Annotated in this window: 20 protein-coding genes; 6 read left to right on the plus strand and 14 right to left on the minus strand. The window is 72.9% G+C overall.

The annotated features are described in order from the left end of the window. The coding region (locus ACPYO6_RS16020) for a hypothetical protein (RefSeq protein WP_425715792.1) at positions 1-789 on the minus strand (789 nt) is incomplete at its 3' end. 177 nt (positions 790-966) lie between these two features. On the opposite strand from ACPYO6_RS16020, the gene ACPYO6_RS16025 reads away from it, so the two are divergent. Both ACPYO6_RS16025 and ACPYO6_RS16030 read left to right on the plus strand, forming a co-directional pair. Next, positions 967-1,494 carry a YbhB/YbcL family Raf kinase inhibitor-like protein gene (locus tag ACPYO6_RS16025; protein ID WP_425715793.1) on the plus strand — a complete coding sequence of 176 codons (528 nt, stop codon included), beginning with the start codon at positions 967-969 and terminating at the stop codon, positions 1,492-1,494. Positions 1,495-1,657: 163 nt separating this feature from the next. Then, on the plus strand, positions 1,658-2,131 hold the full coding sequence (locus ACPYO6_RS16030) for a tRNA (cytidine(34)-2'-O)-methyltransferase (protein WP_425715794.1): 474 nt from the start codon (positions 1,658-1,660) through the stop codon (positions 2,129-2,131). A 40-nt stretch (positions 2,132-2,171) separates the two neighbouring features. Here the strand turns inward: ACPYO6_RS16030 and ACPYO6_RS16035 are convergent, their stop codons facing one another. The 8 genes from ACPYO6_RS16035 to glgA form a co-directional block, all read right to left on the minus strand. Then, positions 2,172-3,017, minus strand: a complete 846-nt coding sequence (locus tag ACPYO6_RS16035; protein ID WP_425715795.1) for a TrmH family RNA methyltransferase — start codon at positions 3,015-3,017, stop codon at positions 2,172-2,174. 53 nt (positions 3,018-3,070) lie between these two features. After that, the gene (locus ACPYO6_RS16040) at positions 3,071-4,111 is read right to left on the minus strand and encodes an LLM class flavin-dependent oxidoreductase (RefSeq protein ID WP_425715796.1); all 1,041 of its coding nucleotides are present in this window, start codon (positions 4,109-4,111) and stop codon (positions 3,071-3,073) included. 174 nt (positions 4,112-4,285) lie between these two features. Next, the gene (locus tag ACPYO6_RS16045) at positions 4,286-6,244 is read right to left on the minus strand and encodes an ABC transporter ATP-binding protein (protein WP_425715797.1); all 1,959 of its coding nucleotides are present in this window, start codon (positions 6,242-6,244) and stop codon (positions 4,286-4,288) included. Continuing rightward, positions 6,241-7,980, minus strand: coding sequence for an ABC transporter ATP-binding protein (locus ACPYO6_RS16050; protein ID WP_425715798.1), 1,740 nt, complete (start codon positions 7,978-7,980; stop codon positions 6,241-6,243). The genes ACPYO6_RS16045 and ACPYO6_RS16050 overlap by 4 nt, the downstream gene beginning before the upstream one ends. Before the next feature lie 211 nt (positions 7,981-8,191). Further along, positions 8,192-9,598 carry an SPFH domain-containing protein gene (locus tag ACPYO6_RS16055; RefSeq protein WP_425715799.1) on the minus strand — a complete coding sequence of 469 codons (1,407 nt, stop codon included), beginning with the start codon at positions 9,596-9,598 and terminating at the stop codon, positions 8,192-8,194. A 48-nt stretch (positions 9,599-9,646) separates the two neighbouring features. Continuing rightward, complete coding sequence (locus tag ACPYO6_RS16060; protein ID WP_425715800.1) at positions 9,647-10,201, minus strand: NfeD family protein; 555 nt, start codon at positions 10,199-10,201, stop codon at positions 9,647-9,649. A gap of 45 nt (positions 10,202-10,246) precedes the next feature. After that, positions 10,247-11,032, minus strand: a complete 786-nt coding sequence (locus ACPYO6_RS16065) for an ABC transporter ATP-binding protein (RefSeq protein ID WP_425715801.1) — start codon at positions 11,030-11,032, stop codon at positions 10,247-10,249. A gap of 126 nt (positions 11,033-11,158) precedes the next feature. After that, positions 11,159-12,385 carry a glycogen synthase gene (glgA, locus tag ACPYO6_RS16070; RefSeq protein WP_425715802.1) on the minus strand — a complete coding sequence of 409 codons (1,227 nt, stop codon included), beginning with the start codon at positions 12,383-12,385 and terminating at the stop codon, positions 11,159-11,161. Positions 12,386-12,494: 109 nt separating this feature from the next. Between glgA and glgC the strand changes: the two genes are divergently transcribed. Further along, positions 12,495-13,736 carry a glucose-1-phosphate adenylyltransferase gene (gene glgC, locus ACPYO6_RS16075; RefSeq protein ID WP_425715803.1) on the plus strand — a complete coding sequence of 414 codons (1,242 nt, stop codon included), beginning with the start codon at positions 12,495-12,497 and terminating at the stop codon, positions 13,734-13,736. Next, entirely contained in the window at positions 13,733-14,800 is a 1,068-nt protein-coding gene (serB, locus tag ACPYO6_RS16080) for a phosphoserine phosphatase SerB (RefSeq protein WP_425715804.1), read from the plus strand. Before glgC ends, serB begins: the two co-directional genes overlap by 4 nt. A gap of 85 nt (positions 14,801-14,885) precedes the next feature. On the opposite strand, the gene ACPYO6_RS16085 is transcribed toward serB, so the two are convergent. The 3 genes from ACPYO6_RS16085 to fabG form a co-directional block, all read right to left on the minus strand. After that, positions 14,886-15,389, minus strand: a complete 504-nt coding sequence (locus ACPYO6_RS16085) for a SixA phosphatase family protein (protein WP_425715805.1) — start codon at positions 15,387-15,389, stop codon at positions 14,886-14,888. Further along, positions 15,389-16,156 (minus strand): enoyl-ACP reductase FabI, encoded by a 768-nt coding sequence (gene fabI / locus ACPYO6_RS16090; RefSeq protein WP_425715806.1) that lies wholly within the window; start codon positions 16,154-16,156, stop codon positions 15,389-15,391. The genes ACPYO6_RS16085 and fabI overlap by 1 nt, the downstream gene beginning before the upstream one ends. Positions 16,157-16,243: 87 nt before the next feature. Next, complete coding sequence (gene fabG, locus ACPYO6_RS16095; protein WP_425715808.1) at positions 16,244-16,969, minus strand: 3-oxoacyl-ACP reductase FabG; 726 nt, start codon at positions 16,967-16,969, stop codon at positions 16,244-16,246. A 138-nt stretch (positions 16,970-17,107) separates the two neighbouring features. On the opposite strand from fabG, the gene ACPYO6_RS16100 reads away from it, so the two are divergent. Together ACPYO6_RS16100 and ACPYO6_RS16105 are read left to right on the plus strand one after the other, a co-directional pair. Then, complete coding sequence (locus tag ACPYO6_RS16100) at positions 17,108-17,521, plus strand: DUF3099 domain-containing protein (RefSeq protein WP_425715809.1); 414 nt, start codon at positions 17,108-17,110, stop codon at positions 17,519-17,521. Next, complete coding sequence (locus ACPYO6_RS16105; protein ID WP_425715811.1) at positions 17,518-18,567, plus strand: SURF1 family protein; 1,050 nt, start codon at positions 17,518-17,520, stop codon at positions 18,565-18,567. The genes ACPYO6_RS16100 and ACPYO6_RS16105 overlap by 4 nt, the downstream gene beginning before the upstream one ends. Here the strand turns inward: ACPYO6_RS16105 and ACPYO6_RS16110 are convergent. Together ACPYO6_RS16110 and ACPYO6_RS16115 are read right to left on the minus strand one after the other, a co-directional pair. Continuing rightward, the gene (locus tag ACPYO6_RS16110) at positions 18,540-20,156 is read right to left on the minus strand and encodes an ABC-F family ATP-binding cassette domain-containing protein (RefSeq protein WP_425715812.1); all 1,617 of its coding nucleotides are present in this window, start codon (positions 20,154-20,156) and stop codon (positions 18,540-18,542) included. The genes ACPYO6_RS16105 and ACPYO6_RS16110 overlap by 28 nt on opposite strands. 225 nt (positions 20,157-20,381) lie before the next feature. Next, the gene (locus tag ACPYO6_RS16115) at positions 20,382-21,506 is read right to left on the minus strand and encodes an IS30 family transposase (protein ID WP_425713196.1); all 1,125 of its coding nucleotides are present in this window, start codon (positions 21,504-21,506) and stop codon (positions 20,382-20,384) included. Positions 21,507-21,554 lie beyond the last annotated feature (48 nt).

A 21,554-nucleotide genomic window follows, 5' to 3' on the forward strand; every position in this document is an offset into this window, starting at 1 on the left:
GCGGCGGCCGTCGATCGCGACCTCGACCTCCTGGGCGGTGAGCAGCCCGCGCCCCGGCGCGAGCCCCTGCCACGAGCGCCCGCGCACGGAGAGCACGGCGTCCGCGCCCTCCCAGTCGTGCGCGGTCAGCAGGACCGAACCGCGCAGCCGGAGCCGGGACAGCAGCGAGCGCCGGTCCCGCGGCGCCATCGCGGTGCAGCGGCCGACGAGGAGCACCTCGACGCCGTCGACGAGCGCGCCGAGCACCGCGGGCGCGCCCGGTCCCGGGTCGGGCACGACGACGACCCGGTCGAGCGGGAGGCCGGCGGCCGCGGCGGCGTGCCACCCGACGTCGGGCATCGCGGTGAGTGCCGCCCAGCCCTCCTCGCCGCAGGCGGTGCCGGCGAGCGCCAGCAGGAGCGCGGCCGAGCCGGTCACGCGGGTCACCGTGCCGCGCGGCAGCCCGGCGGGCAGCAGCGGGGCGAGCGCGGCGGGCACGGGCAGGTGCTCGGCGTCCCCCGACGTCGTCCGCCGGCTCCCGGGGCGCGCCCCCCCCGCCCGGACCGCCACCGAGGAGGAGGCGTCCCCGCCCGGGTGAGCACCGCCGTCGGGGGCATTCCCGCCGAGATGAGCACCGCCGTCGGGGGCATTCCCGCCGAGGCGAGCACCGCCGTCGGGAGATGCCCCGGACTCGTGACCGGAGGCCTCGGAACCGCCGACCACCCGCAGGCGCGTGCGCAGCCCCGTCGCCGTCTCGGCGCGGGCCAGCGCGGCGCGCGCCGTCGCCAGCCGGTCCTCCTGCCCCTCCATCGCGCGCTCCTCCCACGACCTCGACCGAACATCTGTTCGAACATGATGGTAGGGCGGGGCACCGACACCGCACCAGGGGGCGTCGTCTCGCGTGCGCGTCGCTGGCCGCTCCCCCGGCCCGCGCCCCCTAGGTTGGAGATGCGCCTCGACGCGCGGCCCCGGAGGGAAAGGACCGTCATGAACCTCGACCGACCGCTCGCCCAGCACCCCTACGACAAGCTGCCCGCCGTGCCGGACTTCACGGTGACGTCCACGGACGTCACCGACGGGCAGCCGATGGACCCGCAGTTCTCCGGTGCGGGTGAGAACGTCTCGCCCCAGCTCGCGTGGTCGGGCTTCCCCGCCGAGACCCGCAGCTTCCTCGTCAGCTGCTACGACCCGGACGCGCCGACGCCGTCGGGCTGGTGGCACTGGACCGTGGTCGACCTCGACAGCTCCGTGACCGAGCTGCCCACCGGCTCCGGGGAGTCGGACCTCATGCTGCCCGGCGCCGCGTTCCACGTGCGGCACGACGGCGGCGAGCAGTCCTACTTCGGCCCGCTCCCGCCCGAGGGCGACCGGCCGCACCGCTACGTGTTCGCGGTGCACGCGCTCGACGTCGACACGCTCGAGGTCGAGGAGGACGCCACGCCGGCGGCGGTCGCGCTCCAGGCGACGTTCCACACGATCGCCCGCGCGATCGTCACGCCGACGTTCCAGCGCTGACACCTCTTCCGGGCCACGCGCCCGGCCGACGCCCCGGCGGTCCGACCAGGTCCGCCGGGGCGTTCGTCGTCGGTGACCGAGCACCCGCCGGACGGCCGGTCCACGACGTCGCAGCACCCGACGACGCGGACCGTGGAGTCGCCGACCCTGGCACGATGCACCGGTGCTGCACGTCGTCCTCGTCCACCCGCTCATCCCACCGAACACCGGCAACGCCATCCGCATGACGGCCGGCGTCGGGGCCCGGCTCCATCTCGTCGAGCCGCTCGGGTTCGAGCTCACAGACGCGCACCTCCGCCGGGCCGGCCTGGACTACCACGACCTCGCCGACACCCGCGTCCACGCCGACCTCGACGCCTGCCTCGCGGACCTCGAGGAGTCCGGGGCCGGGTCGCTGTGGGCGATGACCGGGCGGGGGGAGCTCGGCCTCGGCGAGGTGACCTTCGGGCCCGACGACGCGCTGATGTTCGGCACCGAGACCACCGGCCTGCCGGAGGAGATCCTCGCCCACCCGCGCGTGACGGGGCGCGTGCTCATCCCCATGCGGCCGGGGGTGCGGTCGATGAACCTGTCGAACTCGGCGGCCGTCGCGACCTACGAGGCATGGCGGCAGCTGGGGTACCCCGGCGGGGTCTAGGGGCGGGGACTCACGGGTGGCCGGCGCGATCCGTGCCGGATCACCGCACCCGGGTCGCCCAGAACAGCACCGCCGAGCTCGCGGCCACGTTGAGAGAGTCGACCCCGCCGCTCATCGGGATGACGACCTCGAGGTCGACCGCCCGCATCGTCGCCGGCTTGAGGCCGTGGCCCTCCGAGCCGAGGACGATCGCGAGCCGCTCGGGCGGCTCGGCGGCGAGCTCGTCGAGGGCGATCGACCGCTCGGACAGCGACGCCGCCGCCACCGTGAACCCCGCCTCCCGCAGCGCCCCCACGCCGCCGGGCCCGTGCGGCCAGGTGGGCAGCCGCGTCCACGGCACCTGGAAGATCGTGCCCATCGAGACGCGCACGGCCCGCCGGTAGAGCGGGTCGGCGCAGCTGGGGGTGACGAGAACGGCGTCGACGCCGAGGGCCGCCGCGCTGCGCACCACCGCCCCGACGTTCGTGTGGTCGACGATGTCCTCGAGCACCGCGATCCGCCGGGGCGCGGGACGGTCGGCGGGCTCGAGGATCTCGCTCAGCGGCGGCGGGACCGGCCGGTGCATCGCTGCGATCGCCCCGCGGTGCAGCCGGAAGCCGACGATCTCCCGCAGCAGCGGCTCCTCGGCGACGAACACCGGGACCTCTCCCCCGTCCGGCGCTCCCGTGGCGGTCTCGAGCACCGGTGCCAGGTCGTCGAGCCAGCGCGGCGCCGTGAGTACGGACCGCGGCCGGTGCCCCGCCTCGATCGCACGCGTGATGACGGTCGTCGACTCGGCCATGTACAGCCCCGCGGGCTCCTCCGTGCGCACGCGCAGCGCCACGTCGGTGAGGTCGCGGTAGTCGCTCAGGCGGGGGTCGGCGAGGTCGGGGACGGGTACGAGCACCGACACATTGTCCGACGCCGGAGCTCACCTCCGTGCATCGCGTCGCGTTCCGGTCAGGCGGCGGCCTCGGCGTCGAGCCCCCACGCCTCGGCGAGGAGGGCGAACGACCGCAGCCGGACCTCGGGGTCGTAGGCATAGGTGACGGTGATGATCTCGTCGGCGTCGGTGGCGTCCGCGATGCCCTCGAGCTTCTCGACGACCTGCTCGGGCGTACCGATCGCGGAGACGGCCTGCATGTTGGCGGTGGCGTCGAGGATGCGCTGCGGGACGACGCTCGTGATGTCGTCGACCGGCGGCTGCAGCAGCTCGCGGGCGCCGGTGACGATGCCCGCCGCCATCATCTGGTGGGTCGTGAAGATCCGCTTCGCCTCGGCCTCGGTGTCCGCGACGACCACGTTGACGCCGACCATGAGGCGGGGCGCGTCGATCTGCGCCGTCGGGGCCTCGGTGGAGAACTGCGCCCGGTAGACGCCGACGGCCTCGGCGAGCGCCTGGGGTGCGAAGTGCGAGGCGAACGAGAACGGCAGGCCGAGCTGGCCGGCGATCGAGGCCCCGTTGAGGGAGGAGCCGAGGACCCAGATCGGGACCTCGGTGCCGCCGGCCGGGACCGCCTGGACCCGGGAGCTCGGCGCCGTGTTGGCCTCGGAGAAGTAGCCGCGCAGCGCGAGGATCTCGCGCGCGAAGGACTGCGGGTCCGCCTCGCCGCGGCGCAACAGGGAGGCCGTGACCTGATCGGTGCCCGGCGCGCGGCCGAGGCCGAGGTCGACCCGGCCCGGCGCCACCTGGGCCACGGTGCCGATCTGCTCGGCCACCGACAGCGGCGGGTGGTTGGGGAGCATGACGCCGCCCGAGCCGATGCGGATACGGCGCGTGCGCTGGGCGGCGAGCGCCATGAGCACCATCGTCGCGGAGGACAGGAACGTCTGCGTGTTGTGGTGCTCGGCGAACCAGTAGCGGGAGTAGCCGAGCCGGTCGGCCTCCTCCGCGGCGCGCATGGCGTTCTCGATCGCCTGCTGCGGGGTGCTGCCGGCCGGGCGGCCCACGAGCTCGAGGACGGACAGATCGGGACGCTTGGCGGCTGATTCGGTGCTCACACCAGCGTCAGCGCGGCCGGGCGCGGGTCTATTCCCGGTCGGGTGCCCCCGTGCACCACGAGATCAGGTGAAACGTGCGAGATCAGGTGCAATAACCCCAGAGCTCGCCAACGTCACCTGATCTCGTGCGGGCGAGCCGACACGTCACCTGATCTGGTGCACCAACGGAAACCGCTACTGCCCCGAATCTTCCGCCCCGGCACCCTCACCATCAGCAGCATTCGCATCCCCCACCATCGCGCCCACGAACTGCGACTGGTAGAGCCGGAAGTACGCCCCCTCGGCAGCCAGCAGTTCCGCGTGCGCCCCCTGCTCGACGATCGCGCCGGCCTCCATGACGAGGATGACGTCGGCGTCGCGGATGGTGGACAGCCGGTGGGCGATGACGAACGCGGTGCGCCCCTCGCGCAGCCGCCCCATCGCCTCCTGGACGAGGACCTCGGTGCGGGTGTCCACGGAGCTGGTCGCCTCGTCGAGCACGAGGATCGCGGGGTCGGAGAGGAACGCCCGCGCGATCGTGATGAGCTGCCGCTCCCCCGCGGACACGCCCCCGCCGTCCTCCTCGATCATCGTGTCGTACCCCTGCGGCAGGGAGTGGACGAACCGCTCCACGCCGGCGGCGCGCCCGGCCTCCTCGACCTCCTCGCGCGTGGCCCCGTCGCGGCCGTAGGCGATGTTCTCCGCAACGGTCCCCTCGAACAGCCACGTGTCCTGCAGGACCATGCCGATGTGGCTGCGCAGGTGGTCGCGGGTCATCTCGCGGGTGTCCGCTCCGTCGACCAGGATCCGCCCCCCGCGCACCTCGTAGAACCGCATGAGCAGGTTGACGAGCGTCGTCTTCCCCGCCCCGGTGCGGCCGACGATCGCCACCGTCTGCCCCGGCCGGGCCCGCAGGTCGAGGCCGTCGATGAGCGGCACGTCGTCGACGTACCGGAAGGCGACGTCCTCGAAGTGCACGTCCCCGCGCACGTCCACCACCTCGCGCGGCTCCGAAGACTCCGGCTCCATCTCGTCGGCGTCGAGCAGCTCGAACACGCGCTCGGCGGACGCCCCGCCGGACTGGACGAGCGCCGCCATCCCGGCGAGCTGCCCGATCGGCTGTCCGAACTGCCGCGAGTAGGTGACGAACGCCTGGACCTCGCCCACGGTGATCCCGCCCTGGGACACTCGCAGAACCCCGAACACGGCCACGAGCACGTAGCTGATGTTCGAGACGAACTGCATGAGCGGCATCATCGTGCCGGAGAGGAACTGCGAGCGGTCGGCGGCGGCGACGAGCCGGTCGTTCTGCTCGACGAACCGGGTGCCGAACTCGTTCTCCGCGCCGAAGGCCTGGACGAGCTGGTGCCCGGTGAACGCCTCCTCCACGGTGCCGCCGACCTCGCCGGTCGCTGTCCAGTTCGCCACGTGGTGCGGCTGGGCGCGCTTGGCGACGATCGCCATGATGGCCGCCGAGACCGGCACGGTGACCACGGCGACGATCGCGAGCCGCCAGTCGATCCACACCATCATGGCGAGCACGCCGACGATCGTCAGCACCGAGGTGATGAGCTGGGACATCGTCTGGTTGAGCGCCTGGGTGATGTTGTCGATGTCGTTGGTCAGGCGGGAGAGCAGGTCGCCGCGCGAGCGGTGGTCGAGCTCGGCCAGCGGCATGGCGTCGACCTTGGCCTGGACCTTCGCGCGCAGCCGCACTCCGACCCGCTGGACCACGACGTTGAGGATGAGCATGTTGGCGGCCATCGCCATCGCGGCGCCCGCGAACACGCCGAGCGCCATCGCGAGGGCGCGGAGCAGCTCGGCACGGTCGAGGCCGGCGCCGGGCACGATGTCCCCCATCCCGGCGAGCATGTCCGCCACCTCGTCCTGCCCCACGGCGCGCAGCCCGCCGATGGCCTGGTCGAGCGTCACCCCCTCGGGGATGAGGCGGCTCGCGAACCCCTCGACCACCACGTCGGTCGCGTCGCCGAGGAAGCGCGGACCGAGGACGGACAGGAGCACGGAGAGAACACCGAGGAGCACGACGACGACGAGCAGCAGCCGCTCCGCCCGCATCTCGCCCAGCAGCCGCCTGATCGCGCCGCCGAAGTTCGCCGGCTTGTCCCCGGGCACGGGGCCGTGACGCTCGCTCATGCCGCCTCCTCCCGCGAGATCTGGGACAGGACGATCTCCCGGTACGTCGCGTTGCCGTCCATCAGCTCGGAATGGGTGCCGAGCCCGACGACGCGACCGGCGTCGAGCACGCAGATCTGGTCGGCGTCGCGGATCGTCGAGATGCGCTGGGCCACGACGAGGGTGGTCGCCCCGGCCGTCATCGTCGGCAGCGCGGCCCGCAGGCGGGCGTCGGTGGCCATGTCGAGCGCGGAGAAGGCGTCGTCGAAGACGTAGATCTCGCCGCCGCGGACGAGGGCCCGGGCGATGGCGAGGCGCTGCTTCTGGCCGCCGGAGAAGTTCGTGCCGCCCGGCTCGACGGCGGACTCGAGCCCGTCGTCGAGGTCCCGGACGAAGTCGGCTGCCTGTGCCACCTCGAGCGCCTGCCAGAGGCGGTCCTCGGGGACCTCGCTTGAGCCGAGCGACAGTGTCGAGCGCACGGTGCCGCCGAACAGGAACGCCTGCTGCGGGACGAGCGCGACCCGCGAGCGCACGTCGCCCAGCGCCGCGGCGCGCACGTCGACCCCGCCGATCCGCACGGAGCCCGCGGCCACGTCGAGCAGCCGCGGGAGCAGGTTGACGAGGGTGGTCTTGCCGGAGCCGGTCGAGCCGACGACCGCCGTCGTCGTGCCCGGTTCGAGCGTGAGCGTGACCCGGTCGAGGACGGGCTCCTCCGCGCCGGGGTAGCCGAAGGTCGCCTCGACGAGCTCGACCCGCCGGCCGGCCTGGCGCGGCCCGATCTCCTGCGGCTGCGCGGGCGGCGCGATCGCGGGCGTGATGTCGAGGACCTCGGTGATGCGGCGCGCGCAGACCTCGGCGCGCGGGATCATCATCAGCAGCATGACCGAGAACATCACGGACATGAAGATGAACATGAGATAGCTGAGGAAGGCGACGATCGAGCCGATCTCCATCTCCTGCGCGTCGACGCGCAGCCCGCCGAACCAGACGACGGCCACCTGCCCGCCCATGACGACCAGCTGGACGAGCGGGAACGTGATCCCGAAGATCACGCCGATGCGGCGCTGGGTGCCGGCGAGCTCGCGCGAGGCGGAGTCGAACGTGGCGCGCTGCGTCGACTGGCGGGTGAACGCGCGGATGACGCGGACGCCGGAGATCTGCTCGCGCATGAGCCGGTTGATGCGGTCGATGCGCTTCTGGACCACCTCGAACAGCGGACGCGCGAGGAGGATCGCGCCGAGCATGACGGCGAGGAGCACCGGCACCGCCGCGACGATGAGCCAGGACAGCGGCGGGTCCTCGAGGACGGCCATGACGATGCCGCCGACCATCATGAGCGGCGCCATGACGAGGAACATCGAGCCCATGAGGGTGACCATCTGGACCTGCAGGACGTCGTTGGTCGAGCGGGTGATGAGCGACGGAGCGCCGACCTGCGAGACCTCCGCGACCGAGAGCCGCTGGACGGTGGCGAACACCGAGCGCCGGATCTCGCCGCCGACCCGGGCCGCCATGCGCGCCGCGAGGAACGCCGTCGAGATCTGGGCGACCATCTGGATAGCCGAGATGCCGAGCATGACGAGCCCGATCCGGATGACGGCGTCGGAGTCGGCCGCGAGCAGGCCGTCGTTGATGACGTCCGCGGTGAGGCTGGGGAGCATCATCGCGGCGAGCGTCGAGACCAGCTGCAGCAGGAGGATGGCGCCCAGCGTGCGGGCGTGCGGGCGGAGGTAGAACCTCAGAAGGCGCAGAAGCACCCGGACATCCTGGCACCAAGCGGACAGGTCGTCGTCATCGGGTCGGGGCCCGGCGGGAATCCCGCCGCCGACCTGCACCGCGACCTGCCTCTCCGGGACGACGAGAGCCGGCCCTCGGCAGCGGGTGCGCTGCCGGGAGCCGGCTCTCGTTCAGGTCTCGCGTCGGTGGGCGGAACCTCCCGCCCGACGCCGAAGGGTCACCCCGGGTGGGTCAGCTCCCCTGCGGGGGCTGGCCGCCCGGGTTCCAGGCGCGCGTGGTGCCCGCCGGGCCGCGACCGGTCGCGGGGCCGCCGGGGCCGCCGGGGCCTCCGGGGCCTCCGGGGCCTCCGGGGCCAGCCTGGCCGGCTCCCGGACCACCGACGACGGGTCCACCGGCCGCAGGACCGCCGGCCGCAGGACCGCCGGTGCTCGGCGCCGACGCGGCGCTCGCCTGCCCGGGACGGGCGGCCGCGGGGTCGGGCGAACCCGCACCCGCACCGCTCGCACCGGCACCGGACGCGGGGCTCGCGGCGGCACGTGCGCGCTGAGACCGGCGCCCACCACCGATGCCCGGGTCCTCGCTGGCCTCGCTCTCGGCGGTCTCGACCTCGGCGCGGGCCTCGCGCAGCGCCTCCTGCGGGTCCTGCAGGCTCACCGAGTTGAACGCGGTCGTCGGGGGCGGGCCGGAGCGTCGCGGCCCGGTCGGACCGTCGCCCTTCGGGGCGCGCGGCGGCGTCGGCGCCTTGAACCCACCGGTGGAGCCGTCCTCGGGACCGAACGCGCTGGACAGGGAGGCCATCGCGCCCGTGACCTCGGCGGGGATGAACCACATCTTGTTCGACGGGGTCTTCGCGATCTCCGGCAGCGTCTGGAGGTACTGGTAGGACAGCACCTTGTCGTCGGCATCGGCGGTGTGGATGGCCTCGAAGACCTCGTGGATGGCGCGGGACTCACCCTGGGCGCGGAGGACGGCGGCCTGGGCCTCACCCTCGGCGCGGAGGATCTGGGACTGCTTCTCACCCTCGGCCGTGAGGATCGCGGACTGCTTGACACCCTCGGCCGTGAGGATCGCGGCGCGGCGGTCGCGCTCGGCGCGCATCTGCTGCTCCATCGCGCCCTGGACGGACTGGGGCGGGTCGATCGCCTTGAGCTCGACGCGGTTGACGCGGATGCCCCAGCGGCCGGTCGCCTCGTCGAGGACGCCGCGGAGCTGGCCGTTGATCTGGTCGCGCGAGGTCAGCGTCTGCTCGAGGTCCATCGAGCCGATGACGTTGCGGAGCGTGGTGACGGTCAGCTGCTCGATACCGGTGATGTAGTTGGCGATCTCGTAGACCGCGGCGCCCGGCTCGGTGACCTGGAAGTAGATGACCGTGTCGATCGAGACCACGAGGTTGTCGGACGTGATGACGGGCTGCGGCGCGAAGGAGACGACCTGCTCGCGGAGGTCGACCCGGGCGCGGACCTTGTCGAAGAACGGGACGAGGACGTGGAAGCCGGCGAACATCGTCGAGTGGTACTTGCCGAGTCGCTCGACGATGAGGGCCCCGGCCTGGGGGACGATGACGACCGCCTTGCTGAGGATCACCACCACCGCGACCACGATGACGCCGAGGATGATCCACTGCGTGAGGTTGTCCACGTATCTCTCCTGTGTCGGTGCTGCGACGGCCCGGTCGGGGCGCCGGGGTCAGTAGCGGGGCTCGTGGCCGCCGGGGGCGGAGCCCGGGCGGTAGCTCGGCGGTCCCTGGTGCCCGGGGCCGAACCCGGTCGTCCACGGCTGCGCAGGGGGCCGGGTCCCGTAGGGATCACCCTCCACGTCGAGCGGGGCGACGACGGCGAACGCCCCGTCGATCTCGACGACCCGCACGTCCTCCTCGGGCGGCCGCGGCAGGACGTCGGGCGCGGTGCGGGCCGACCAGATCTCTCCGGCGAGCTTGACGCGGCCCTCGCGCTCGTTCACCTCGGTGACCGTGCGCGCCACCTGGCCGACCAGGCCGCGGACGTTCATCGGGGTGTCGGGCGTGGAGCGCGCGAGCATCTCCTTGACCCAGGGGCGCACGACGGCGAGCAGCGTGATGGCGACGAGCGCGGCGACGAGCGCCTGCACCCAGATCGGCGCGCCGGTGAGGGCGACGAGCGAGCCGGCGGCGGCGCCGCCGGCCAGCATGAGGAAGATGAGGTCGACGGTGAGCATCTCGACGATGCCGAGCACGATCGCCGTGACCAGCCAGATCCACCACATGGCCGGGCCTCCTCCCAGTAGGTGGGGCCAGTCTACCGGCGCGACCTAGTCCTTCCGGCGGGAGTGGTACCTGCCCTCGTCGACCGTGAGGGTGAGCGGCATGCGGTAGAGGGAGGAGATCGCCTCGGCCGTGAGGACCTCGTCGATCGGCCCCGCGGCGACGGCCGCGCCGTGGTCCATGAGAAGCGCGTGGGTGAACCCGGGCGGGATCTCCTCGAGGTGGTGGGTCACGAGGACCATGACCGGCCCGTGCGGGTCGCGGGCGAGCCGCGCGAGCGAGGCGACGAGCTCCTCGCGTCCGCCGAGGTCCATGCCGGCGGCGGGCTCGTCGAGGACGAGCACCTCGGGGTCCGGCATGAGGGCGCGCGCGATCTGGACGCGCTTGCGCTCGCCCGTGGACAGGGACCCGAAGGTCCTCTCGCGCAGGTCCTTCGCACCCACGTAGCTGAGGAGCGCACGGGCCCGGCCCGTGTCGAGGTCCTCGTAGGCCTCGCGCCAGCGGCCCGACATGCCGTAGGCGCCGGTGAGGACGACGTCGAGGACCGTCTCGGAGGCGTACAGTCGGCGCTCGTTCGCCGAGGAGGCGAAGCCGACGACCTGGCGCAGCTCGCCGACGTCGACCCGGCCGAGCCGCTCCCCGATGACCTCGACCGACCCGGTGGTGGGGAAGATCTGGCCCACGAGCAGCGAGACGAGCGTGGTCTTGCCCGCCCCGTTCGGGCCGACGATCACCCAGCGCTCGCCGTCGTCGACGGACCAGTCGACCCCCGCGAGCAGCTCGGAGGTGCCACGGCGCACGCGCACGTCGGACAGCGTCAGGACATCACCCATGGGCCCCAGCGTAGGTCGCGCGCGGAGGGCCCGCGGCCCGACCCGCCCGGCCCGGGCGTAGTGCCGGCCGGGTGCGGCCGCCCCGGCCGACGTGCCCGAAGAAGCCTCCGATGCCGGTCCCCGCGCCTACTGCCCGGCCAGCACGCTCTCGTAGACGGCGATCGTGCGCTCGGCCACCGCGGTCCAGGCGAAGTGCTCCTCGACGCGGCGGCGGGCGGCGGCGCCCTGGGCCCGCGCCTTCTCCCGGTCCGTCGCGAGCGCGGTGAGCGCGGCGGCGAGGTCGGCGTGGAACCGCTCGGGGTCCGTCGGCGTGCCGGTGCCGTCCTGGAGCTGGTCGATGGGGACGAGGGTGCCGGTCTCGCCGTCGACGATGACGTCCGGGATGCCGCCGGTGGCCGAGCCGACGACGGGGAGGCCCACCGCCATGGCCTCGAGGTTGACGATGCCGAGGGGCTCGTAGACGGACGGGCACACGAAGACGTCGCTCGCGGCGAGGACGGCGACGAGCTGCTCGCGCGGCAGCATCTCCTCGATCCACACGATGCCGGTACGGCGCTTCGCGAGCTCGGCCACGGCGCCGGAGACCTCCGCGGCGATCTCCTGGGTGTCCGGGGCGCCGGCGCACAGGACCACCTGGATCTCCTCGGGGAGCTGCTCGATCGCCGCGAGCAGGTGCGGCAGGCCCTTCTGCCGGGTGATGCGGCCGACGAACACGACCGTGGGCCGGTCGGCGTCGAGCCCGTAGCGCTCGCGGGCGGCCGCGATCGCGGCCTCGCCGTCGGGCCCCGTGGGACGTGCCCACTCGTCGAGGTCGATCCCGTTGTGGACCACGTGGACCTTGTCCGGGTCGACGCTCGGGTAGGCGCGCAGGATGTCGGACCGCATGCCGTTGGACACGGCGATGACGCCGGCCGCGCCCTCGTAGGCGGTGCGCTCGGCCCAGCTCGACAGGGCGTAGCCGCCGCCGAGCTGCTCGGCCTTCCACGGGCGCATCGGCTCGAGCGAGTGTGCGGAGAGCACGTGGGGCGCGCCGTGGAGCAGCCCGCCGAGGTGGCCGGCGAGGTTGGCGTACCAGGTGTGGGAGTGGACGAGGTCGGTGCCCTCGAGCCGGTCGGCGATCTGCAGGTCCACCCCGAACGTGCGCAGGGCGGCGTTCGCGCCCTCGAGCTGGGGCACCTCGTCGTAGCCGGTGACGGGCACGCCGCCGGGGCCGTCCTCGGTGCGCGGGCCGTCGAAGGCGTGCACGCGCACGTCGAGGTCCGGCCGCAGGACGCGGGCCAGCTCCGAGACGTGCACGCCGGCGCCGCCGTAGATGTGCGGCGGGTACTCGCGGGTGATCAGGTCGACTCTCACGGTGCTCTCCTCGGCATCGTCGCGCGTGCGTGCTGGGGCCCACTCTGCCGGGGCCGTGCGGCGGCGGCAACGCGTGCTGCGGGTCACAGGTTCGGCTTAGGGTGTCCCCATGGCATCCCCACGCGTGCTCGCGATCGTCCTGGCCGGCGGCGAGGGTAAGCGGCTCATGCCGCTCACCGCGGACCGCGCCAAGCCCGCCGTCCCCTTCGGTGGGACCTATCGACTCATCGACTTCGCCCTGTCGAACATCGTCAACTCCGGGTACCTCAAGATCGTGGTGCTCACGCAGTACAAGTCGCACTCCCTCGACCGCCACATCACCCAGACCTGGCGGATGTCCAACCTGCTGGGCAACTACGTGGCGCCGGTGCCCGCCCAGCAGCGCAAGGGGAAGAACTGGTTCCTCGGCTCCGCCGACGCGATCTACCAGTCGCTCAACCTCATCGACGACGAGCGGGCGGACATCGTGGTGGTGGTCGGTGCCGACAACATCTACCGCATGGACTTCTCCCAGATGGTCGACCAGCACATCGAGTCCGGGTTCCCGCTCACGGTGGCCGGGATCCGGCAGCCGCTGTCGCTGTCCGACCAGTTCGGCGTCATCCAGGCCTCGGCCGACGACCCGCACAAGATCGAGAGCTTCCTCGAGAAGCCGAAGGACGCCGTGGGCCTGCCCGACGCGCCCGACCAGATCCTCGCGTCGATGGGCAACTACGTGATGGACGCCGACGCCCTGCGCGAGGCCGTCATCGCCGACGCGGACGACTCCGGGTCGAACCACGACATGGGCGGCAACATCGTGCCGAGCTTCGTCGCCGAGGGCCGGGCGGGGCTGTACGACTTCACGTTCAACGAGGTCCCCGGGGCCAGCGACCGGGACAAGGCGTACTGGCGCGACGTCGGAACCGTGGACGCGTTCTACGAGGCCAACATGGACCTCATCTCCGTGGTCCCGGTGTTCAACCTCTACAACGATCAGTGGCCCCTGCACACCGGCTACCACGGGCTCGCCCCGGCGAAGTTCGTCTACGGGCACCAGGAGCGCCTGGGCCACGCGCTCGACTCGATCATCTCCCCCGGCGTCATCATCTCCGGCGGCGAGGTCGTCGGCTCGATCCTCTCCCCCGGCGTCCGGGTGAACTCGTGGTCCTCGGTGCGGGACTCCGTCCTCTTCGACGGCGTCCAGGTCGGCCGCAACGCCACGGTGAACAAGGCGATCCTCGACAAGAACGTCGTCGTCGAGCAGGGCGCAACCATCGGCGTCGACCACGAGCACGATCGTGCGCGCGGCTACACCATCACCCCGGGGGGCATCACCGTCGTCCCCAAGGGGAAGACGGTCACGAGGTGACGGCGGGCCCCTCGTCCGCCGGCCTGCGGCCGGTTCCGACCGTCCCCGCCGGGGGCGGCACGGCGCTGCGCGTCACGCTCGTCTCCCCGCGGCCCGTCCCGGAGTCCCTCGTCGCCCACGTCGCGGACCTGCTCGCGGCCCGCGCCGGCGAGGTCGCCTCCACCCACGGCACACTCGGCCCGCTGCGCACGGTCGGCTGGGCCCTCCGCCTCCCCTCCCCCGTCGGCCGCGAGGGGGGTTCGTCGTCGTCGTTGGTCGAGAGTGCGGGTCAGGACGATGTGCACGACGACGAACGACCCGCCGGCGGACCCTCGTCCTTCGCCCGCACGGCGCTCGCGCTGCGCGACGAGATCCGCGGTCCGGCCACGGCCCTCGGCGTCGACGTGGCCGTCACCACCGGCGACCTGGCCGAGGAGGGTCCCGGGCTCGTCCTCACCGACGTCGACTCCACGCTGTTCGCGAACGAGGTCATCGAGCTCGTCGCCGCGCACGCCGGGGTCGAGGCCGAGGTCGCGGCGGTGACCGAGCGGGCGATGCGCGGCGAGCTCGACTTCCGCGAGTCGCTCGACGCGCGGGTCGCCCTGATCGCCGGGCTCGAGGCGGAGCCGGTCCTCGAGGCGGTGCGCGGCGCCGTCGAGCTCTCCCCCGGCGCCGCGGACATGTTCCTGCGCGCGCGGGACGCGGGCGTTCCCACGGGCGTGGTCTCGGGCGGGTTCGTCGAGGTCGTCGGTCCCCTGGTCGAGGATCTCGGCGTACGGTTCGTCGCGGCCAACCGGTTCGAGATCGATGACGGGAGGCTGACCGGGCGCACGATCGGCGACGTCGTGGACCGGACGGCGAAGGCCACGCACGCCCGCGCCTGGACCGCCGAGGCCGGCGTGCCGATGAGCCGGCTGCTCGCCGTCGGCGACGGCGCCAACGACCTCGACCTGCTCGGCGCGGCCGGGCTCGGCGTGGGCTACGGGAGCAGGCCGGTCGTGCGCGAGAACGCCGACGCATTCATCAGCAGCGACCGGCTCGACACCGCGCTCGCGCTGACCGGCGTGGCCGACCCGATCGCCTGACCGAGCCTCTCCGGTCGAGAGTGCGGGTCAGCTCGTCGACTGGTCGAGAGTGCGACTCAGCTCGTCGACTGGTCGAGAGTGCGGCTCAGGCCGAGGGCCGGACGAGTGCCCGCAGGTGGGCGGTCCGCGCGTCCAGGTCGGACCACGTGGTGGGGACGTCGAGCACGCAGGCGGTCGCCGTCGGGACCCCGAGGGAGACCTGGAGGGCGAGGGAGTCCTTGCGGTCGTCGTGCAGGTGGGCGGCGAGCGAGGAGATCGTCGGCTCGTGGCCCACGACGAGCAGCACGCCGGGGTCGCCCTCCGTGTCGCGCACGAGGTCGAGCAGGCCGCGCGCGGCGTACTGGTAGATCTCCGGGACGTCGCGCCGCTCACCGACCTCGACCCCCTCGCGCAGGAGCGTGGCGGTGGAGGCCGCACGCGCCGCGGTCGAGACGAGCGCGACGTCGATCGCCCCCACCTCGGCCGCGAGCAGCGGACCGAGCGCCCGCGCCTGGCGCTCGCCGCGCCCCGAGAGCTCGCGGGAGGCGTCCCCCGCCCGCCCGTGCTGGGCGGCCTTCGCGTGCCTGAGCAGGATGAGCGTCCGGGTCATCACTGACCCATGGCGTGCACGCCGCCGTCCGCGTGCACGATCTCGCCGGTGGTCGAGGGCAGCCACTCCGAGCACAGGGCGACCACGGTGCGCGCGGTCGGCTCGGCGTCGGTGACGTCCCAGCCGAGGGGGGCGCGCTCGTCCCAGGTCGACTCCATCTGGTCGAAGCCGGGGATCGACGTGGCGGCGGTCGTCCGCACGGGGCCGGCGGAGACGAGGTTGACGCGGATGCCGTCCGGCCCGAGGTCCCGGGCGAGGTAGCGGGCGGTCGCCTCGAAGGCGGCCTTGGACACGCCCATCCAGTCGTACACGGGCCACGCGTAGGAGCCGTCGAACGTCAGGCCCACCACGGCGGAGCCCGGCGCCATGAGCGGCTTCGCGGCCACGGCGAGCGACTTGAGCGAGTACGCGGAGACCTCGAGTGCGGTGGCGACGTCCGCCCACTCCGCCTGGAGGAAGTTCCCGCCCATCACCGACTGCGGGGCGAACCCGATCGAGTGGACCACGGCGTCGAGGTGGTCGACGTGCTCGCGCACGCGCGAGTCCAGCGCGGCGAGGTCGTCCGCGTCGGTGACGTCGAGCTGGACGACCGGCGCCTCGGTGGGCAGGCGACGCGACGTGACCTCGGTCAGCCGCATCTGGCGGCCGAAGGACGTGAGCACCACGGTGGCGCCCTGCTCCTGCGCGAGCCGCGCCACGTGGAAGGCGATGGAGTTGTTCTTCAGCACGCCGGTGACGAGCACCGTCTTGCCCTCCAGCAGTCCCATGGGAGTCCTCTTCTCGTTCGGGGGGAGTGACCGCGCGGACGCGGCCGGGGTTCGTGGGGCCGGTGCCCCGTGGTCAGCGGCCCACGGTCAGTGCCCCATGCCGAGTCCGCCGTCGACGGGGATGACCGCGCCGGAGACGTAGCCGGCCGCCGGGGAGGCGAGGAACTCGACGACGCCGGCGACGTCGTCGATGTCCCCGAACCGGCCCGCGGGGATCGCGCCGAGGTAGGTCTCCTGCTGGGCCTCGGGCAGCACCCGGGTCATCTCGGTGTCGATGAATCCCGGGGCCACGACGTTGGCCGTGATCGAGCGCTTGCCGAGCTCGCGGGTGATCGAGCGCGCCATGCCGACGAGCCCGGCCTTGGCGGCCGAGTAGTTGACCTGGCCCGGCCCGCCGTAGAGGCCGATGACCGAGGAGATGAGCACGATCCGACCTCGGCGCAGCCGGATCATCCCCTTGGACGCCCGGCGGGCGATCTTGAAGGCCCCGCCGAGGTTGGTCTGCAGGACCTCGTCGAAGTCCTCGTCGCTCATCCGCATGAGCAGCTGGTCGCGGGTGATCCCGGCGTTGGCCACGACCACCTCGACCGGGCCGTGGGCCTCCTCGGCCGCCGAGAAGGCAGCGTCGACGTCGTCGGTGCTCGCCACGTCGCCCGCCAGGGCGAGCGTGCCCTCGGGGCCGCGGCCGGAGCGGGAGAGCACCGCCACCTTGTCCCCCAGGTCGACGAACCGGCGGGCGATCGCCTCGCCGATCCCCTGGGACGCCCCGGTGACGAGCACGCTGCGGGGTTCGTACGTGTTGCTCGCGGTCACGTCATCTCCTCGATGCTTGCCGTACGCACCCGGGACACGCTAGCCGATGAGCTCCGGGGCTTCGCGCCACCGTCCGGTGCGCGGCCCCGGTCGCGCAGGTGGCAGCCGTGCCCCGGGAGGTCGGCGTAGCCTGGTGGGATGACCAGGGTCCGGCGCGCAGGAGCCGCACCCGCGACCCACTCCTCGGCGCGCGTGCGGGGGCGTCGGCGTGCCGAGCCCGTGACGATCACGGGCGCCGCCCCGTCCCTGCAGGAGGACCTCTCCGGCCGGATGCGCCGCTACTGGCTGCTCATGGGCGTCCGGATCGCGTGCCTCGCCTCGCTCGTCGTCGTCCCCCGCCAGTGGTGGTGGGTGTCCATCGGCCTCGCGCTCGCCGCTCCCCTGCTCGCCGTGCTCGTCGCCAACTCGGGCCGCGAGGGCGGGGGGCCGAGCGCCGGACGCACGGGTCGGGAACTCGTCACGCTCCAGCCCGACGACGACGCAGCCTCGCCGTCCGCCGACGCCCGGCGCGCCCCGACCTATCACGTGCGCCCCGGGGAGTTCCTGCGGTGACCGGCCAGGACATGCCGGGGCCGCGGGGCGTCGGCCGGTGGGCCTTCCTGCGCACCCCCCGCTGGCTGGGGCTCATGGCCGTCAGCGTGCTGGCCGCCCTCACCTGCGTGTGGCTCGGGACCTGGCAGCTCGACCGGCACGAGGAGAAGGTCGAGCGGCGCGACGCCGTCGAGCAGGCCGAGGCCGCCGCGCCGGTACCCGCCGAGGAGCACGTCGGCGACCTGCTCGTCGACGAGTCCGACACCTGGCGGTACGTCACCGTCACCGGCGAGTGGGTCGAGGGCACCACGCTCGGGCTGCGCAACCGGCCGGTCGAGGGCACGCCGGCCGTCCACGTGGTCGACCTGTTCGCCACCGAGCTCGGCGGGCAGGAGGTCGTCCTGCCGGTGGACCGGGGCTGGCTGCCCTCCGAGGTCGACATGACGCCCGCCGACCTGCCGCGCCCGCCGGACGGGGAGGCCACGCTGACGGTGCGGCTGAGGCCGGCGGAGCACGGCTCGACCCGCGAGCCGGCCCCGGGGTGGCTGTACTCGATCGAGGAGGACGCGCTGCGCCGCTCGCTCGCGGCCCTCACCGATCCCGCGCCCGGGGCGATCGCGGTGGCGGACGGGGGTGTCGGCGTCGTCTCGGGGTTCGGGGAGCTCATCGACTCCGAGCCCGCGGCGGCGGACGGCCTCTCCGGGCTCCCGCGGCCGGACGTCTCGCTGCGCAACCACCTCAGCTACGCGTTCCAGTGGTTCGTGTTCGCGATCGGGTCGCTCGCGATCGTGCCGCTGCTGGCGCGCCGCGAGGTCGACGAGGCCGACGAGGAGCTGCTCGCCGGCACGCCCTACGCGCGCGGGGGCGCCCTGTCCGCGCGCGCCGGGAAGAAGGTCTCCGACGCCGAGGAGGAGGACGCCTGGCTCGACGCCGCAGAGTCGGCCGAGGGTGCCGGTGCGGGTGCGGGTGTCACGGCGGACGATCAGGGCGCGAGCCCGGATCAGGACGGGTGCCCGGATCAAACCGCGCAGGCCGGCGGTCAGGCCAGCGTGACGAGCTCGAGGTAGTCGGCCGACCAGAGGTCCTCATCGCCGTCGGGCAGAAGGAGGACCCGCTCGGGGTTGAGCGACTGGACGGCGCCCTCGTCGTGGGTCACCAGCACGACCGCGCCAGTGAAGGTCGCCAGCGCGCCGAGGATCTCCTCGCGCGAGGCCGGGTCGAGGTTGTTCGTGGGCTCGTCGAGCAGCAGCACGTTGGCCGATGAGACGACGAGGACCGCGAGCGCGAGCCGGGTCTTCTCGCCACCGGACAGCACGCCGGCGGGCTTGTCGGCGTCGGACCCGGAGAAGAGGAACGACCCGAGGACCGAGCGGACCTGCGTGTCCGTGAGGTCCGGCGCCGAGCTGCGGAGGTTCTCCACGACCGTGCGGTTCGTGTCGAGGGTCTCGTGCTCCTGCGCGTAGTAGCCGATCTTCAGGCCGTGGCCGGGGATGACCTCGCCGGTGTCCGGCTGCTCCACGCCGCCGAGGATCCGCAGGAGGGTGGTCTTGCCGGCGCCGTTGAGGCCGAGGATGACCACCTTCGAGCCGCGGTCGATCGCGAGGTCCACGCCCGAGAACACCTCGAGCGACCCGTACGACTTCGACAGGTCCTGCGCGGTGAGCGGGGTGCGGCCGCAGGGGGCGGGATCCGGGAAGCGGAGCGCCGCGACACGGTCCTGGACGCGGGTCGCCTCGAGTCCCGAGGTCAGGCGCTCGGCGCGGCGGATCATGTTCTGCGCGGCGACGGCCTTCGTGGCCTTCGCGCGCATCTTGTCCGCCTGCGCCATGAGGGTCGAGGCCTTCTTCTCGGCGTTGGCGCGCTCGCGGCGGCGGCGCTTCTCGTCGACCTCGCGCTGCTTGACGTAGGCGTCCCAGCCGAGGTTGTACGTGTCGAGCTCGCCGCGGTTGGCGTCGAGGTGCCACACGGTGTTGACGGTCTCGCGCAGCAGGTCGACGTCGTGGGAGATGACGACGAAGCCGCCCTGGTAGCTCTTGAGGTGCTCGCGCAGCCAGACGATCGAGTCGTGGTCGAGGTGGTTCGTCGGCTCGTCGAGCAGGAGCGTGTCCGCGCCGGAGAAGAGGATCCGGGCGAGCTCGACGCGGCGGCGCTGACCGCCGGACAGGGTGTGCAGCGGCTGGTCGAGGATGCGGGTCGGCAGCGCGAGTGCCGACGTCATCGCCGCCGCCTCGGACTCCGCGGCCCAGCCGCCGAGGGCCTCGAACTCGGCGTCGAGACGGACGTAGCGCTCGGTGGCCTTCGCGGCCTTGTCCGGGTTCGACAGGTCGCCCATCTCGCGCTCGGCCTTGCGCAGGCGCCCGAGCAGGGTGTCGATGCCGCGGGCGGACAGGACGCGGTCGCGCGCGTGGACGTCGAGGTCGCCGGTGCGCGGGTCCTGCGGGAGGTAGCCGACGGTGCCGGAGCGCGTGAGGTCACCGGTGTGCGCGACGGTCGAGCTCGTGGCGTCGGCCCCGGCGAGGAGCTTGGTCAGCGTGGTCTTGCCGGCGCCGTTGCGTCCGACGAGCCCGATCTTCATGCCGGTGTCGATGCGGAACGTGCCCGAACGGAGCAGCTCGCGGTCGCCGATGGACATGGAGATGTCGCGGGCGGTGATCATGGGGGCCTTTCGTGGGGCGGGCGTGCCGGCGGAGGACATGTGGTGCGCGGTGGGCCGGACGCAGGGCCACCAGCCATCGTAACGGCGGGCGCACGCGATTTCCGGGCGGCACCTGTTCCGTCGAGCACCCTCCGTCGCGTTCGCCGAGATTGCGGTTCGTGCTCGTCGAGATTGCGGTTGGTGCCCGCCGAGATTGCGGTTGGTGCTCGCCGAGATTGGGCGGTTTCAAGTGGTTGTTGCAACGAGTAGGTCGTTGAGTCGTTTCGCTGGAGTCTGCCAGCCCAGTGTCATGCGTGGTCGTGTGTTGAGTTCGCGGGCGACGGCGTCGAGGTCGCGCTGGGCGTAGGTGCGGAAGTCGGTACTCGAGCGGGGAAAGTACTGCCGCAGCAGGCCGTTGGTGTTCTCGTTCGAGCCTCGCTGCCAGGGCGAGTGCGGGTCGCAGAAGAAGACCCGGCAGTCTGTCGCCAGCGTGAAGTGGGCGTGCTTGGCCATCTCAGCGCCCTGATCCCAGGTCAGAGTCGCGGCCAGCTCGGCCGGCAGGCGGCCCATCGTCTCGATCAGCACGTCGATCACCTGCTCGGAGACCCTGCTCTCCGGTAGAGCGCCGAGCATGACGTACCGCGTGGAACGCTCGACCAGGGTGATGATCGCCGACGCGCTACGCGCACCGATGATCAGGTCACCTTCCCAGTGCCCGGGCACGGCCCGGTCTTCGACCTCGGCCGGCCGGGTGCTGATGTTCAGGCCATGGGTCCAGGCCTTGCCCGAGTGTGCCGCCCGCGCGAGGCGGGACTGGGGGCGCCGCCTGGTCCGCCCGGTACGGAGTGCGACCTGGCGTGCGATCTCGCTGCGCAGCCCGCCACGAGCTTGGTAGTAGATCGCTTGGTAGATCGTCTCGTGGGACACCCATCGCTCCGGCCGGTCGGGATACTCCTGACGAAGCCAGTGTGCGATCTGCTGCGGAGACCACCGCTGTTCGAGCTTGTCCCGCACCAGGGGCCATAGCCGGCCGCGACCCGAGGTCACCCCGCGGCGGCGATCGCCGGTCAACTTGCCGGGCCTGGGCCTGCGGGCCCGCTTGTCGGCCCTGCGCTGCGCGTTCCGGCACGAGTACGCCCACCGGTAGGCGCCACCACGACCGGCGGGATTGGCCTGCCGGCGTCCCGCCGGGGAACGCGTCCCGGGTGTGTCCAGGTGAGCGCCCCGGTAGGAGTTATTGCGAGTGACCTCGCGCCACACCGTGGTCCGGTGACGACCGATCCGCTCAGCGATCTGCGGGAACGTCAATCGCTGACCGAACAGCGCCTCGATCTTCGCCCGCTCCTCAAGTGTCAATCTCTTCCCAGCCATCCGTACACCCTCCCAAGGCGCACGTTGCAACAACCGATTGAAACCGCC

The sequence above is a fragment of the Georgenia sp. Z1344 genome, from assembly GCF_049856295.1.
Taxonomy (GTDB): Bacteria; Actinomycetota; Actinomycetes; order Actinomycetales; family Actinomycetaceae; genus JB111.

Bases quoted from the DNA above. Each gene is read 5' to 3' on its own strand.
- ACPYO6_RS16025 (WP_425715793.1), top strand. From the start codon at position 967: ATGAACCTCGACCGACCGCTCGCCCAGCACCCCTACGACAAGCTGCCC.
- ACPYO6_RS16060 (WP_425715800.1), bottom strand. From the start codon at position 10,201: ATGTGGTGGATCTGGCTGGTCACGGCGATCGTGCTCGGCATCGTCGAG.
- glgC (WP_425715803.1), top strand. From the start codon at position 12,495: ATGGCATCCCCACGCGTGCTCGCGATCGTCCTGGCCGGCGGCGAGGGT.
- ACPYO6_RS16115 (WP_425713196.1), bottom strand. From the start codon at position 21,506: ATGGCTGGGAAGAGATTGACACTTGAGGAGCGGGCGAAGATCGAGGCG.
- fabI (WP_425715806.1), bottom strand. From the start codon at position 16,156: ATGGGACTGCTGGAGGGCAAGACGGTGCTCGTCACCGGCGTGCTGAAG.
- ACPYO6_RS16065 (WP_425715801.1), bottom strand. From the start codon at position 11,032: ATGGGTGATGTCCTGACGCTGTCCGACGTGCGCGTGCGCCGTGGCACC.
- ACPYO6_RS16110 (WP_425715812.1), bottom strand. From the start codon at position 20,156: ATGATCACCGCCCGCGACATCTCCATGTCCATCGGCGACCGCGAGCTG.
- ACPYO6_RS16085 (WP_425715805.1), bottom strand. From the start codon at position 15,389: ATGACCCGGACGCTCATCCTGCTCAGGCACGCGAAGGCCGCCCAGCAC.
- ACPYO6_RS16045 (WP_425715797.1), bottom strand. From the start codon at position 6,244: ATGAGCGAGCGTCACGGCCCCGTGCCCGGGGACAAGCCGGCGAACTTC.
- ACPYO6_RS16100 (WP_425715809.1), top strand. From the start codon at position 17,108: ATGACCAGGGTCCGGCGCGCAGGAGCCGCACCCGCGACCCACTCCTCG.